The 14412-nt window shown below is 64.8% G+C and carries 17 protein-coding genes; 11 read left to right on the plus strand and 6 right to left on the minus strand.

Annotated elements, in window-relative coordinates:
* Nucleotides 1-451 precede the first annotated feature (451 nt).
* The 4 genes from DH10_RS02120 (at nucleotide 452) to DH10_RS02135 (ending at nucleotide 5486) form a co-directional block, all read left to right on the plus strand.
* Nucleotides 452-1984, plus strand: coding sequence for a DUF4153 domain-containing protein (locus tag DH10_RS02120; protein WP_192384134.1), 1533 nt, complete (start codon nucleotides 452-454; stop codon nucleotides 1982-1984).
* A 4-nt stretch (nucleotides 1985-1988) separates the two neighbouring features.
* Entirely contained in the window at nucleotides 1989-2690 is a 702-nt protein-coding gene (locus tag DH10_RS02125; RefSeq protein WP_192384129.1) for a response regulator transcription factor, read from the plus strand.
* A gap of 59 nt (nucleotides 2691-2749) precedes the next feature.
* The gene (locus tag DH10_RS02130) at nucleotides 2750-4246 is read left to right on the plus strand and encodes a HAMP domain-containing sensor histidine kinase (protein ID WP_376774841.1); all 1497 of its coding nucleotides are present in this window, start codon (nucleotides 2750-2752) and stop codon (nucleotides 4244-4246) included.
* Nucleotides 4247-4319: 73 nt separating this feature from the next.
* Nucleotides 4320-5486 (plus strand): FAD-dependent oxidoreductase, encoded by a 1167-nt coding sequence (locus DH10_RS02135; RefSeq protein ID WP_192384130.1) that lies wholly within the window; start codon nucleotides 4320-4322, stop codon nucleotides 5484-5486.
* Between the two features lie 201 nt (nucleotides 5487-5687).
* Here DH10_RS02135 and DH10_RS02140 read toward each other — a convergent pair whose 3' ends face one another.
* From DH10_RS02140 to DH10_RS02155, 4 genes are all read right to left on the minus strand, one after another.
* Nucleotides 5688-6179, minus strand: a complete 492-nt coding sequence (locus tag DH10_RS02140) for an SRPBCC family protein (protein WP_246505948.1) — start codon at nucleotides 6177-6179, stop codon at nucleotides 5688-5690.
* Between the two features lie 39 nt (nucleotides 6180-6218).
* Nucleotides 6219-6668: an SRPBCC family protein gene (locus DH10_RS02145; RefSeq protein ID WP_192246333.1), complete on the minus strand. Its 450-nt coding sequence runs from the start codon at nucleotides 6666-6668 to the stop codon at nucleotides 6219-6221.
* Entirely contained in the window at nucleotides 6665-6985 is a 321-nt protein-coding gene (locus tag DH10_RS02150; protein ID WP_192246335.1) for an ArsR/SmtB family transcription factor, read from the minus strand. The genes DH10_RS02145 and DH10_RS02150 overlap by 4 nt, the downstream gene beginning before the upstream one ends.
* 96 nt (nucleotides 6986-7081) lie before the next feature.
* Nucleotides 7082-7294, minus strand: a complete 213-nt coding sequence (locus DH10_RS02155) for a hypothetical protein (RefSeq protein WP_192246337.1) — start codon at nucleotides 7292-7294, stop codon at nucleotides 7082-7084.
* On the opposite strand from DH10_RS02155, the gene leuD reads away from it, so the two are divergent.
* From leuD to DH10_RS02190, 7 genes are all read left to right on the plus strand, one after another.
* The gene (gene leuD / locus DH10_RS02160; protein WP_192246339.1) at nucleotides 7293-7898 is read left to right on the plus strand and encodes a 3-isopropylmalate dehydratase small subunit; all 606 of its coding nucleotides are present in this window, start codon (nucleotides 7293-7295) and stop codon (nucleotides 7896-7898) included. The genes DH10_RS02155 and leuD overlap by 2 nt on opposite strands.
* 72 nt (nucleotides 7899-7970) lie before the next feature.
* Nucleotides 7971-8912 (plus strand): hypothetical protein, encoded by a 942-nt coding sequence (locus DH10_RS02165; protein WP_192246341.1) that lies wholly within the window; start codon nucleotides 7971-7973, stop codon nucleotides 8910-8912.
* 160 nt (nucleotides 8913-9072) lie between these two features.
* On the plus strand, nucleotides 9073-9354 hold the full coding sequence (locus DH10_RS02170) for a hypothetical protein (protein WP_192246343.1): 282 nt from the start codon (nucleotides 9073-9075) through the stop codon (nucleotides 9352-9354).
* 111 nt (nucleotides 9355-9465) lie between these two features.
* Nucleotides 9466-9849: a RidA family protein gene (locus tag DH10_RS02175; protein WP_192246345.1), complete on the plus strand. Its 384-nt coding sequence runs from the start codon at nucleotides 9466-9468 to the stop codon at nucleotides 9847-9849.
* Nucleotides 9850-9868: 19 nt separating this feature from the next.
* Nucleotides 9869-10219, plus strand: coding sequence for a VOC family protein (locus DH10_RS02180; protein WP_192246347.1), 351 nt, complete (start codon nucleotides 9869-9871; stop codon nucleotides 10217-10219).
* Nucleotides 10220-10502: 283 nt separating this feature from the next.
* Nucleotides 10503-11606 carry a 3-isopropylmalate dehydrogenase gene (leuB, locus tag DH10_RS02185; protein ID WP_192384131.1) on the plus strand — a complete coding sequence of 368 codons (1104 nt, stop codon included), beginning with the start codon at nucleotides 10503-10505 and terminating at the stop codon, nucleotides 11604-11606.
* A 4-nt stretch (nucleotides 11607-11610) separates the two neighbouring features.
* Nucleotides 11611-12096 carry a GNAT family N-acetyltransferase gene (locus DH10_RS02190; RefSeq protein WP_192246351.1) on the plus strand — a complete coding sequence of 162 codons (486 nt, stop codon included), beginning with the start codon at nucleotides 11611-11613 and terminating at the stop codon, nucleotides 12094-12096.
* Here the strand turns inward: DH10_RS02190 and DH10_RS02195 are convergent.
* On the minus strand, nucleotides 12086-12799 hold the full coding sequence (locus tag DH10_RS02195; protein WP_192384132.1) for a DUF805 domain-containing protein: 714 nt from the start codon (nucleotides 12797-12799) through the stop codon (nucleotides 12086-12088). The genes DH10_RS02190 and DH10_RS02195 overlap by 11 nt on opposite strands.
* An 85-nt stretch (nucleotides 12800-12884) precedes the next feature.
* Nucleotides 12885-14412, minus strand: a 1528-nt coding sequence (locus DH10_RS02200; protein ID WP_192384133.1) for a DEAD/DEAH box helicase, incomplete at its 5' end; no start/stop codon positions are given.

The raw sequence follows: 14412 nt of genomic DNA on the forward strand, positions 1-14412 counted from the left end.
TGACACAACTCGCCTCATATGAGGGGGCTGGCCGCAATGCCGGCTCCCTTCTTGCAACGTTGGAGATTGGCGAAACCGTCGATGACAGCACCCCTCTCCCCGTCCCTATACGGAGAGAGGATGCCGGCAGGCAGGGGAGGGGCAGCGCCTACTCTGCGAGAATGGCCCCTGCACGAAATCTGCAAATCATTGCTGAAATTCTCGGGCGATCCGCCCCGAGCTTTCCTTGTCCGCCAGCGAAACAGCCTGCCATGCAAACACATCGCAAATTCCGCTGGTCCCTGCCCTCCCGGCTGCGCACCGACGGCTGGTGGCTCGCCGAGCCACAAAGACAGCGCTTCACGGCAACGGTGCTTCCCTTCACCCCGAAATCGCGTCCGGCATACAGCCGTCGCATGGCAACAGGCAGGAAGGCGCGGCAATGACGACAATGACCATGCTGGCGCCGACGATGAAGACGTCGCTTGCCCCAAGTTATTGCCGCCGCATGGGCACCGGCATCCTTCTGGTGGCGCTGGCGGATTTCCTTTTCTACGGCCAGCCAGTCGGCATCACGGTCTTCCTGTTCGCCGTCCTACTCGCGGCCGCCGTCGTCGCCATGCATCCGGCCGCGCTGAGCAATGGCCGGGTCTGGCTGAAGCCTGTTGCGCTCCTCGCCGCGCTGTTGCCGCTTATCGAAAACGTCAGCCCGCTGTCGGTGCTGGTCGCGGTTCTTGCGCTGGCAGTGTTCGCGCTGTCGCTGGCCGCGCGGCTGCGCGCCGGGCTGGCGCGGATCGCGAACCAGCTTTGCGTGTTCCTGCTCGCCGCGCCCTTTCGGTTCGCGCGCGACTTCCTGCGCTGGCGCAAGGTGGCGCGGCAACTCGAGCGGCCACGCATCCGGCTTGCGGCAATCGCCGTCTGGGTGATGCCGCTGACCCTCGGCGTCGTCTTCCTCGCGCTGTTCGGCGCCGCCAATCCGATCATCGAGCATTGGCTGTCGCTGATCGACCTCTATGCGCTGCTCGAACGCGTCGAGGTCGGGCGGCTTGTCTTCTGGCTGATCGTGCTGGCCGGCGTCTGGGCCTTTCTGCGGCCGCGCCTGCCGCGCTTCCCGTCGCGCATCAAGCGGGTCGCGACAGCCGCGCCGGCGGCGAGGCCGCCAAGAACCACAGCCGAGGACATCATTTTCGGCAAGGCCGCCATCCTGCGCGCGCTGATCGTGTTCAACGCGCTGTTTGCCGTGCAGACCGTGCTCGACGCCGCCTATCTCTGGGGCGGCGCAGCACTGCCCGACGGGCTGACCTATGCCGCCTATGCGCATCGCGGCGCCTATCCGCTGGTCCTCACCGCGCTGCTTGCGGCCAGTTTCGTGCTCGCGGCGCTCAGGCCCGACAGCGAAACGTCCCATGATCCGCTCATCCGCCGGCTGGTCTATCTCTGGGTGGCGCAGAACATCGTGCTGGTCGTCTCCTCGATATTGAGGCTGGACCTTTATGTCGATGTTTACGCGCTGACCTACCTGCGCATCGCCGCCTTCGTCTGGATGGGGCTGGTGGCGACGGGGCTGGCGCTCATCATTGCCCGCATCGCACTGGCAAAATCCAGCGAATGGCTATTCTCCGCCAATCTTCTGACGTTATCGGCGACGCTTTATGTCTGCTGCTTCGTCAACTTCGCCGCGCTGATCGCCAACTACAATGTCGACCATTCCTACGAGATGACCGGACAGGGCGTTCCCCTCGACAGCTGGTATGTGAACTCGCTCGGCGCGAGCGCACTTCCGGCCCTCGACCGCTTCATCGATCATCAAAGCGCGAGCGTCGCCAACAATCCGGACTTTCGCCAACTGGTAGCGGTGCGCCATGCCGGCGAAGGCAGCTATCGAGCAGTCCTGAACTACTGGCGCGCCTGGACCTTTCGCGACTGGCGGTTGCTGCGCGCTCTCGACAAGCGCGGCCCGCTTGCTAATCCTGCCGTCACCGAACCCTACGCGCCGGGCCGCTGATTCCATGCCGCACAACATCCTCGTCGCCGACGACGACCCGCATATCCGCGAGATCATCTGCTTCGCGCTGGAAAAGGCCGGCATGAAGACGGCCGCCGTGGCCGACGGCGCCGCCGCGCTGCTGGCCGTCGAGCGCCGCGCGCCGGATCTCATCGTGCTCGACATCGGCATGCCGGAGATGGACGGGCTGGAGGTATGCCGGCGGCTCAGGCAGCGCTCCGACGTGCCGGTGCTGTTCCTGTCGGCGCGGGACGAAGAGATCGACCGCATCCTTGGCCTCGAAATGGGCGGCGACGACTATGTGACGAAGCCGTTCAGCCCGCGCGAGCTGGTCGCCCGCGTCAACGTCATCCTGCGGCGCGCGCGTCCTGCGGCGGCGGTCGAGGAAGAGGCGAACGACCGGCAGTTCGCGCATGGCAAGCTCGTGCTTGTTCCGGCAAGCCACGCCGCGAGCTTCGACGGCAAGCCGTTGCTCTTCACGGCAATCGAATTCGCCATCATAAAAGGTTTTCTCGCCCGCCCGCTTCATGTGCTTGGCCGCGACGCTGTGATGGCCAATGCCTACCAATCGAACATCCATGTCTCGGAACGCACCGTCGACAGCCATATCCGCAACATCCGCGCCAAGCTGGCGGCCGTCGGCTGCCTGGACGCGATCGCGACCGTGCATGGCGTCGGCTTCCGGCTCGTCCGATGCGGTGGTTGAGCAAGGAAAGATGGCGGCCCAGGCTCGCCACCGTCGTGGTCGCCATCCTGATCGTGGTGATGGCGCTCCCGCTGGTCGGGCTGTTCTTCTTCCGGCTCTATGAGAACCAGCTGATCCGCCAGACCGAGGGCGAGCTCATCGCGCAGGGCGCGGTCGTTGCCGCCGTCTATGCCGATGCGGTGCGCGCGGCCGGCATCTCGCCTGAAAAGCTCGGCGCGCAAATCCCCCCGATGCATGACGGCACCAACTATCCTTACGAGCCGATCGAGCCGCAGCTCGACCTTGCCTCCGACTATGTCATGCCATCGCGCCCGGCGGGTCTTCCCGCGGCGGCCAATCCGGCTTTCGCGGCCATCGGGGCGCGGCTCGACGGTATTCTCGACGAGACGCAGAAGACGACGCTCGCCGGCTTCCGGCTGCTCGACCCGCATGGCGTGGTGATTGCCGGCGGCGGTGAGGTGGGCTTGTCGCTCGGCCAGGTCGAGGAAGTGCGGCAGGCGGTCGCGGGCTCTTATGCCAGCGTGCTCCGCTTAAGGATTCCCGACCAGCCGGTGCCGCCGCTCTATTCGGTGAGCCGCGGCACCAAGGTGCGCGTGTTCGTCGCCCTGCCGGCCGAAGTCGGAGGCAGGGTCGCCGGCGTGGTCTATCTCTCGCGAACGCCGAACAACATCGTCAAGCATCTCTATGGCGAGCGCGGGAAGGTGACATTGGCGGCGATCGCCATCGTTGGCGGCACGTTGCTGATCGCGCTGGTGTTCATCCGCACCGTCAGCCGGCCGATCTATGCGCTGATCGAGCGGACGAAACGCATCGCCGCCGGCGATCGCGATGCAATGCGACCGCTCGACCATCACGGCACGCGCGAGATGGCGGCGCTGTCGGCCGCCTTCCTCGAAATGGCGCAAAAACTGCAGGCGCGGTCAGACAGCATCCAGACCTTCGCCACGCATGTGTCGCACGAGCTGAAATCGCCGTTGACGGCGATCCAGGGCGCGGCCGAGCTGCTCAGGGATTCCGGCGGGACGATGGATGAGGCCGAGCGACGGCGTTTCTCCAACAACATCGTCACCGATGCCGGGCGGCTCAATTTGCTGGTGCGCCGGCTGCTCGAACTGGCACGCGCCGAAAACCTGGCGCCGAGCGGTGCAAGCGCGACGCTCAACGCGGCACTGGCGCTGCTGCCGGTCGACACCAGGCTGGAGGCGCGCATCGAATCCGGCGGCGAGATCGGCCTCGGCATCTCGGGCGAGAATCTGGCGATCGTGCTTGCCAACCTCATCGACAATTCCGCGCGGCACGGCGCCAAGCAGGTCTCGATCGGCGCCGAAAGAGCAGGCGAAAGGGCGGCTGTCCATGTCGGCGACGACGGCGACGGCATTTCGGCCAGCAACCGCGCAAAAGTGTTCGAGCCGTTCTTCACCACAAGGCGCGAGGCCGGCGGCACAGGCATGGGGCTCGGCATCGTGCTGGCCCTCCTGAAAGCGCATGATGGCACGATAACGCTGGTTGACACCGAGCGCGGCACGCGCTTCGAGATCAATCTGCCGGGAGTGTGAGTTTGAGCGTGATCCTGTCCGAAAACCGGTACCCACTTTTCTGGATCATGCTCTGAGCTGGAGAGCCGAAAGAGTGCGTTACGACATCTTCATCATCGGCGGGGCCATCGTCGGGTCCTCGGGCGCCTATTATTTGCGCGAGGAGGGTTTTACGGGCTCCATCGCGCTGATCGAGCGCGATCCGCAATTCTCCCATGCGGCGACGACGCTGTCGCTGGCCTCGATCCGCCAGCAATTTTCCATTCCTGAAAACATCCGCCTGTCGCAGTTCACGCTGAAACTCTTTCGGCGGCTCAAGGAAACCTTCGGCGCCGACGCCGATATCGGCTTTCGCGAGGGCGGCTACCTGATCCTTGCCGGCGAGGCCGGGCTGCCGATTCTGAAGGCCAATCACGAGGCGCAGATCGCCGAGGGTGCCGACATCGTCCTCGAGGACGCCGACCAGCTCACGCGCCGTTTCCCGTGGCTGTCGGCCGAAGGCATTTCCGCCGGCGCTTATGGCCGCACCGGCGAAGGCTGGTTTGACGCGCATGCGCTGCTGATGCTGTTCCGCAAGGCGCTGCGCGAGAAGAAGATCGATTTCATCACCGCCTCGGTCACCGGCATCGCGCGGGTGGGCAACCGCGTCACCGGCGTGAGCCTCGACAATGGCGAGACGCTTGAAGCCGGCATCGTCGTCAACGCCGCCGGGCCGAACGCCGGCAAGGTGGCGGCGTTGGCCGGGCTCGCGCTGCCGGTCGAGCCGCGCAAGCGCAACGTCTTCGTGTTCGAGGCGCGCGAGAAATACGCCGACATGCCGCTGCTGGTCGATCCCTCCGGCATCTATGTGCGGCCTGAAGGCTCTGTCTATCTCACCGGCGGCGCCGAGCCGGAGGAAGGCGACCATGCGCCCGATCCCAAGGATTTCGAGGTCGAGTGGCCGCTGTTCGAGGAGGTGATCTGGCCAACGCTCGCCACCCGCATCCCAGCCTTCGAGGCGATCAAGCCGACGCGCGCCTGGGTCGGGCACTACGACTACAACACGCTCGACCAGAACGCGGTGATCGGGCCGCATCCGGAGGTGGAAAACTTCCTCTTCGCCAACGGCTTCTCCGGCCACGGGCTGCAGCAGGCGCCGGCGGTCGGCAAGGCGCTCTCCGAGCTCATCGTGCACGGCGGCTACCGGATGATCGACTGCTCGGCGTTCGGGTATGGGCGCGTGGCGGAGGAGCGGGCGTTCCCGGAGCTGAACGTAATTTGAGGGCGCGCCTCTCCTTCTCCCCTTGTGGGAGAAGGTGTCGCCGAAGGCGACGGATGAGGGGTGCTGGACGGAGTGAGGCGTCGGCGATTTGCCACGATGCGCCCTCGGTGACGAAAGCCATCGTCAAGCTGGAACACCCCTCATCCGTCTCGGCGCTGCGCGCCGATCCACCTTCTCCCCCAAGGGGAGAAGGGGAAGGCGCTAGGCCGCCTGCCGTCCTTCGCCAAAATATCCCTGCAACCACCCAAGCACCCGGGCCCACCCCTCCGCATGCTCGGACGCCGCGTCGGCAAAGCCAGCAAACCCGCCATGGCAGATGGTGAGCCGCGTGCCGGCCGCGATCGGCTCCAGCAGATAGGCGACCATCGTTTCCTTGCGGCCGAGCGTCGGATGGTCCCAGTCGTAGCGCCGGGTCTGGACGATCCGGCGCGGCATCTCGATTTCGGTGAAGGTGCCGCCGGCGGGCAGGCGCCTGCCGTCGGGCGTTCGCACGGTGACGCTCCAGCTTCCGCCGACGCGAAGATCGGCGGTCCAGCCGGTCATCCGGTAGGCGTCGGTCGAGCCCCACCAGCACTCGACGTCATTGGTGACGAGCGCTGCGATGACCTGCTCCGGTGCGGCGAGAAGTTCGGCCGAAGCCATGCCCGTCTCGCCGTTCGCCATGGCTCGCGGCCAGTTATGCGGCAGCATCATTGCAACCTCCTCAGCGGCTGTTCGGCATCGAAACGAAGTTCAACCCTTTGATGGCGGGCGCTCATAACCCTTGCCGGTCTCGAGCAGGCTCTTCAGGCTCGACAGCACCAGCGGCCAGCCCTTGGCGACGTTTGCGATCAGCTTGTGCGGGCCGTCGGCCTCGTGGGTGACGGCAAGCTTCATCAGCTCGCCATCCTGCTCGATGGTGAAGGTGCAGCGCGTGTAGCCGTCCTCCTTCACCTCGGGCATCCATTCGTTGCGCCATTTGATGACCAGGCGCCTGGGCGGATCGATCTCCAGGATTTCGCCCGAGTCGGCGACGCGGCCGTCGGGGAAGATAAGCTTCCAGCTGGAGCCGACTTTCCAGTCGCTCTCCTGATAGGAGCAGAGGAAGAACTGCCGGTTGAACTCCGGGTCGGTCAGTGCCGTCCAAAGCTTTTCGGGCGTGGTGCGGATGTAGGTGACGTAGACGAAGGTGTTGTCGCTCACGGCTCTTCCCTTTCAAGTCGTTTCTTCATGTCGCTCAACGCATCCAGCCGATGGCGCTCGAACTTGCCGATCCAGCGCTCGGCGATCTCGTTGATCGGAACGGGGTTGAGGTAGTGCTCCTTCTCCCGGCCCCGGCGGATGGTGGTGACGAGGTTCGCCTCCTCGAGGATCGCCAGGTGCTTGGTCACCGCCTGGCGCGTCATGTCCATCCGCTCGCACAGCGCGTTCAGCGTCTGCCCGTTCCTGGCATAGAGGCTGTCCAACAATTGCCGGCGGGTCGGGTCGGCCAAAGCGCGAAAGACGGCATCCATGCTCATGGCTTTAATATGCAACCATTTGGTTGCATGTCAAGTGCTGCAACAGGGGCGGGCGATCACTTGGATGTGAGCCGATCGCGGAAGGCAGAGGCGGGATCAGCGCTGGCGGCCGAACCAGAAGGCGTCGGGCATCCGCGTCATGCCGATGCGCTCAGTGCCAGATCGGTCGCCGTATTGAAAGCAGGCGATGCCGATCTTGTGTCCGATGGCCCAAGCCAACTGCCAACACTTATCTTTCATTTGCCAGCCGCTTTGTGTAAACCGGCGCCAGCAAATCCCCGCAGCGAGATGAAGACGGGCAAGGACCATGGACAAATTCACCAAGCTCACCGGCGTCGCCGCGCCCATGCCGATCGTCAATGTCGATACCGACATGATCATCCCGAAGGATTACCTGAAGACGATCAAGCGCACCGGACTTGGCACCGGCCTGTTCGCCGAGATGCGCTACAAGGACGATGGTTCGGAGAACCCGGATTTCGTGCTCAACAAGCCCGCCTATCGCAAGGCGCAGATCCTGGTCGCCGGCGACAATTTCGGCTGCGGCTCGAGCCGCGAGCATGCGCCCTGGGCGCTGCTCGATTTCGGCATTCGCTGCGTCATCTCGACCTCGTTCGCCGACATCTTCTACAACAACTGCTTCAAGAACGGCATCCTGCCGATCACCGTCAGCCCGGAAGACCTCGACAAGCTGATGGACGACGCCTCGCGCGGCTCCAACGCGACGCTGTCGATCGACCTCGAGGCGAAGGAAATCCGCGGTCCGGACGGCGGCGTGGTGACGTTCGATCTCGACGACTTCAAGTGCCACTGCCTGCTGAACGGCCTCGACGATATCGGGCTGACCATGGAAAAGGCAGGCGCGATCGCTTCCTTCGAGAAGAAGAACGCCGAGCTGCGTCCCTGGGCCTGAGCGGCTCAGCGTCAAATCGATAGACCCGGCCATTGCCGGCCGGGTTCGCGGCGGCTGAATGGAGGGACAGTCATGACACGCTCGCTTCTGGCCGGTGCCTCGGCGGTGATCCTTCTGGCGGTCTCCGGCGCAGCCGCGCAGACCCAGGCCGCGCCGCAGGCGCCCGCTGCTTCCGATCCCGCCACCGATCAAGGGGCGGCCGATCAGGGCGCGTCGGGCACGTCCGACGCCGCTTCCGCCGACGACGACAAGCAGGCGCCGATCCCGTTCGAGGGCGGCCAGCTGACCATCACGCAGCCGGAGCAGGACGGCGAGAAGGTGCTGTCCTATGACGGCAAGCCGCTTGCCAGCAATTACGACGTCTTCATCGACAAGGTGGTCAAGATCGGCGACGTCAACGTGGCGCTGGTCGATGTCGGCGACGGCGGCAATCAATGCGGGCCGGCGAAGGTGATCGTCTGGAAGCCGACGGACGGCGAGATCCAGACGACGACGGTCGAGCAGGACGAATGCGGCGCGCCGCCGGCTGCGGTTTCCGACGACGCCATCTATTTCGTGCCCTATCTTCTGCCGGGCGATTCCAAGCCGGCGCTGCAGTGGTCGCCGACCACCGGGCTGACGACCTCGGGCGAGCTCACCTATACGCCGGAACCCGGCACCGACTGGAAGGATGTCGATCCGGCGAAATACGACAACATCATCGACGCCTTCCACAACGAGGCCGTCTACAAGGCGGCCGAGGCCTTGCTCGGCAAGGACATGCCCGACATGGCGACCAGCCTGCTGGTCGGCGGTGGTACGGAAAAGACGGCTTCCGGCGCCTTCTATGCCAGCGGCTGCGTGCCGCACGACTGCGGCGGCAATGACGGCTTCATGGCGGTCGACCCGGCGAAGCACAAGGTCTATTTCGCCCGCCGCGGCGACAATCCCGAGCCGGATGCCTGGCCGCCGCTCAAGGACTGGCCGGCCGACATCAAGAAAGCGCTGGACGAGGCGCAGGGGTCGGGGAATTAGGCGTTTCGGCGCGGCGCGCGGGCAGCCGCCTCGCTTCGTCATCGTCAGGCTTGACCCGGCTTGCTTGAGGATCAATGCCATGACCGTCGTCTGAGGGCGGCGCGGTGGATCAGGATCATGCACAGCAGCACCGCCTCGATAAAAGCGGAGTAGGACAAAAATGGAAAAGGAAAAGCTGTTCGAAATTTCAGTTATATCAGATAATTCATACGAAAACTTGGTTGCCAAGGTGAAATTCACGTCGAAGGAGGTCGGTCTTATATTAAGTCAGGAGAGATCGTTCGATAAGATCGACATCTCTGTATTTTCTTTCATATCAAACGGCCGTGAGAGATTCTACGAGACAGAAAATATAGCAGAGATATGCATTGATCTTGACCTTTTTCTCGCCGCAATCGGCGAGGCGGCTCAAAGATTGAGACTTCTTGATGAGCCAAGATGATTGTGTTGCAAGATGCTTTGGATGTCGACGTGACAACAGCCAATTCTCCTTGGGCCGCGACAGGATTGCGCCTTTCCTGATAACACGCGCCCACGAAATGCGAGGCTCCCCGTGCGCAAGCTGATCTCCACCGGATCGCCCTTTGAAAAGACCGCCGGCTATTCGCGCGCGGTGGTGCAGGGCGACTGGTGCTTCGTGTCGGGAACGACCGGCTACGACTATGCCACCATGACCATGCCGGAGACGGTGGAGGCGCAGACGCGCAATTGCCTAGCAACAATAGCCAAGGCCCTTGGTGACGGCGGCTTCGAGATGGCCGATGTGGTGCGGGCCCACTATTATATCACCGACCAGGCCTATGTTGACGTTGTCTTCCCGATCCTCGGCGAGTCGTTCGGCGATATCCGCCCGGCGGCAACGATGATCGTTTGCCAGCTCAACAAGCCTGAAATGAAGATCGAGATCGAGGTGACGGCGCTTCGGCGAACGGCTTGAGGAACGCGAGGCCAAAACCATGAAGGTTCGGCGCATCGTAGCCAATATCGAGACACAGGACGCGGCAGCTGCGAGACGCTTCTATCATGACGTGCTCGGCCTCGATGTCCTCATGGATCAAGGCTGGATCGTCACCTACGGTTCCGAGGAAACGATGCAGGTGCAGATGAGCTTCATGACTCAAGGCGGCTCGCGCACTCCGGTGCCGGACCTCTCGATCGAGGTCGACGACGTCGACGACGCGCTCGACCGCATGCGCAAAGCCGGCTTCGCCGTCGAATACGGCCCGGCCGACGAGCCCTGGGGCGTGCGGCGCTTCTATGTGCGCGATCCCTTCGGCCGGCTGGTCAATATTCTCTCGCATCGGTGAGCCTATAGGTCATTTTTGAGACGCTGGCGGGACAGCACCCCCCTCTGGCCTGCCGGCCATCTCCCCCGCAAGGGGGGAGATTGAGCGCTCGACCACTTTCGCCAATCTCGAACGCTGCAGGAACAGGCGAGGCGCCGAAGCTGCTGATCTCCCCCTTGCGGGGGAGATGCCCGGCAGCGCAGAGGGGGGTGTGAAGGATCTCGGCGCTCGTCCCCTTGCGCACAGCCCGCTTGGCGTTTAGCAAGGCCGCGGTTTTCTCCAGATACTATTGGGACGGTTCTCCATGGCTTCGAAAAATCTCTTCCTGCTCGCCGGCGACGGCATCGGCCCCGAGGCCATGGCCGAGGTGAAGAAGCTGATCGCGGCCATGAACGCGAAGCTCGGCAGCGGCTTCGCCACCGACGAGGGGCTGGTGGGCGGTTGCGCCTACGACGCGCATGGCGCTGCGATCTCCGATGCCGACATGGAAAAGGCGATGGCGGCGGACGCCGTGCTGTTCGGCGCGGTCGGCGGGCCGAAGTGGGACAAGGTGCCTTACGAGGTGCGCCCCGAGGCCGGCCTGCTGCGCCTGCGCAAGGACATGGAGCTGTTCGCCAATCTTCGCCCGGCAATCTGCTATCCGGCGCTCGCGGCATCTTCCTCGCTCAAGCAGGAGGTGGTCGAAGGCCTCGACATATTGATCGTGCGCGAGCTCACCGGCGGCGTCTATTTCGGCGAGCCGAAGCAGATCATCGATCTCGGCAATGGCCAGAAGCGCGGCATCGACACCCAGGTCTACGACACGTTCGAGATCGAGCGCATTTCGGGCGTCGCATTCGAGCTGGCGCGGACGCGCAAGAACCACGTTACCTCGATGGAAAAGCGCAACGTCATGAAGTCCGGCGTTTTGTGGAACGAGGTGGTCACCCAGACCCACAAGACCAGATACAGCGACGTCAAGCTCGACCACATGCTGGCCGATGCCGGCGGCATGCAGCTGGTGCGCTGGCCAAAACAGTTCGACGTCATCGTCACCGACAATCTGTTCGGCGACATGCTCTCCGACATCGCCGCCATGCTCACCGGCTCGATCGGCATGCTGCCTTCGGCCTCGCTCGGCGCGCCGGACGTCAAGACCAAGAAGCGCAAGGCGCTATACGAGCCGGTGCACGGCTCGGCGCCCGATATCGCCGGCAAGGGCATCGCCAACCCGATCGCGATGATCGCCTCCTTCGCCATGTGCCTGCGCTATTCCTTCGGCATGGTGGCGGAAGCGGACAAGCTCGAAGCGGCAATCGCCGCCGTGCTCGACGATGGCCTGCGCACCAAGGACATCATGTCGGAAGGCATGAAGGAAGTCGGCACCACGGAGATGGGTGACGCCATCATCGCCAAGTTCCTGGCCTGATCCCATGGCGGTCGACGTCCGCTGGGCGACGACCGACGATGCCGAGGCGCTCGCCACCGTGCTTTGCGAGATGGCGGCGCACTATCGGCAGCCGCCGCTCGATCACGGCCGGGCGATGGCTGCGGCAGGGCAGTGGCTCGGCGACGAAAGCCCGGCCTATCCGCATTTCGCGCTCGCTTTCGTCAAGGGCGAGGTTGCGGGCCTGGCCTCGGTCGCGATCGCGCATCCCGGCATCGACCTCGAGCGACTCATGTTCCTGAAAGACCTGTTCGTGCGCGAAGAGGCTCGAAACGCGGGAGTGAGTGAGGCACTGATCGGCTTTCTCGCCGGCTATTGCCTGGACAAGCGCATCGGCCGCATCGACCTGACCACGGAAGACTGGAACGAGGGTGCGCTGCGCTTCTACGACCGGCTCGGCGCCGACCGCCACGGGCAAAAGATCTTTCTCAGGCTTTCGGGCGAGGCGCTGAGGACGGCCGCTAGAACCTGACGCCGGCCGGCACCGGTCCCCATTTGTTGTCGCTGGCCTGGGTCGGGATCAGCGCGAAGACCAGCGTGGCCAGTCCGCCGAGATACGGGACAAAGCAGAGGATCGCGAGCCAGCCGGTCAGGCCGAGATCGTGCAGGCGGCGCACGATGAGCGCGATCCACGGCAGGATCGTCAGCAGTATGTAGAGACCGAGAAGGCCAAGCATGACGATCGGTTCGTCACCGCCGCCATCGATATCGCCCCGCGACAAGTCCACGGACAATCCAACGCCGATGGCGACGATGAGACCGATCGTCCAGAACAGGCAAAAGCCCCAGAACTCCTTGCGCCGGGCACGGCCGGAAAAGTTGACGTAGTTCGTCGTCAGGCCGCGCCAGAAATAGCTCCACAGGCCGGTGGATTGCGTTGTCCCGTTCTCGGCGTTGCGGCCGAAATGCGCGGGCACCACGGGCGCGCCACCCGGTGGCGGAGTGGCGGCCGCCGCGGTTGGAGCGGCACCTTCTGCCGGCCCGGCCACGCGGGCGCGAACCGAAAAGATATTGCTGGCCCGGTCGCCATTCGGCTGGAACTCGACCTCGGCGCCCCTGGCAAGCGCCATCTCGCGGCGCAGGTCCTCGCGCGCGAAGCTGTAGCGCTTGCCGTCGGCGCCGGTGATGAAACCGAAGCCCTGCTCCTGGTCGTAGTGAAGAACTTCGCCGCGCATTGCCCTGTCCGCCGTTGCCGCGCATTGCCCAGACTGTTCAAAGTTGCGGCGGACCGCAAGGGGCACGCGGGAGGCCGGCTTCAAACTAGCCGGGCCGTTTCTTCGATTTCTTGTGCTTTGCCGGCTTGTCGAATTTCGGCTTGCCGGGCTTCTTCGCCCACGGGTTTGCCTCTGTCGCGCCGCCGTGTTCGGCCTGCGGCTGTACACGCTTCTCGAATTTCGGCTTCGGCGCATTCTGGTCGAAGGGCCGCTTGCCGCGATGCGGCTTCTTGTCGGAGCGTGGCGGCTGGTAGCCGGCCCGCGACAGGTCGGGCGTGCCCTCCAGGCGCTTCACGGCGATGCTGCCCTGCAGTTTGCGGTCGGGGCCGATCGCGGCGAGGAACCGGTCGGCCCAGTCGGCCGCGATCTGCACGAAGGTTTCCTCCGGCTGCATCTTGATGGCGCCGATCTCGCGCTTGGAGATGTTGCCGGTGCGGCACAGCATCGGGATCAGCCAGCGCGGCTCGGCATTCTGCCGGCGCCCGACCGACAGCGAGAACCAGACACTGTCGCCGAAATCGTCGCGGCGGCCGGGTGCTTCGTCCCTGCGCGCGAACGTCTCTTTTGATCGCGCGAACGGCTCGACATCGAGCAGGTCCTCGGGCGCCGAGCGGCTGCCGCGGCAGAGCCGCACGAAAGCGGCGGCCACCAGTTCGGCGCCATGCCGCTCGAGAAGTGCCGTGGCGAACTCGCGCTCCTCGTCCTTCACCGGCTCGCTGAACGCCGGATCGGCCAGGATGCGCTCGTCGTCGCGCCTGAGCACCTCGTCGGCCGAGGGCGGGCTCGCCCATGTCGCCGTCAGGCCGGCATTGCCAAGCAGCCGCTCGGTGCGCCGGCGGGCGATTCCCGGCACGATCAGCGCGCTCACCCCTTTTCGTCCGGCGCGTCCCGTGCGGCCGCTGCGATGCAGCAGCGTCTCGGGATTGGTCGGCAGGTCCGCATGGATGACCAGGTCGAGATTGGGCAGGTCGATGCCGCGCGCCGCCACGTCAGTGGCGATGCAGACCCTGGCGCGGCCATCGCGCATGGCCTGCAGCGCGTGGCTGCGCTCGTTCTGGCTGAGCTCGCCGGAAAGCGCCACGACGGAGAAATTGCGGTTGTTGAAGCGCGCGGTGAGATGGTTGACGGCGGCGCGGGTGTTGCAGAACACCATCGCATTGGTGGCCTCGTAGTAGCGCAGCACGTTGATGATGGCGTTCTCACGATCGGCGGGCGCGACGGAGAGCGCCCGGTAATCGATGTCGAGATGCTGTCTCTCCTCGCCGGCGGCCGAGATGCGCACCGCATCGCGCTGGTAGCTTTTCGCAAGCGTGGCGATGGAACGCGGCACGGTGGCGGAAAACATCAGCGTGCGCCGCTCGGCGGGCGCGGCCTCGAGGATGAATTCGAGGTCCTCGCGAAAGCCGAGATCGAGCATCTCGTCGGCCTCGTCCAGCACCACGGCCTTCAGCGCCGACATGTCGAGCGCGCCGCGGGTGATGTGGTCACGCAACCGGCCAGGCGTGCCGACGACGATGTGGGCGCCGCGCTCCAGCGCGCGCCGCTCGCCGCGCATATCCATGCCGCCGACGCAG

This window comes from Mesorhizobium silamurunense, assembly GCF_014843825.1.
Taxonomy (GTDB): Bacteria; Pseudomonadota; Alphaproteobacteria; order Rhizobiales; family Rhizobiaceae; genus Mesorhizobium; species Mesorhizobium silamurunense.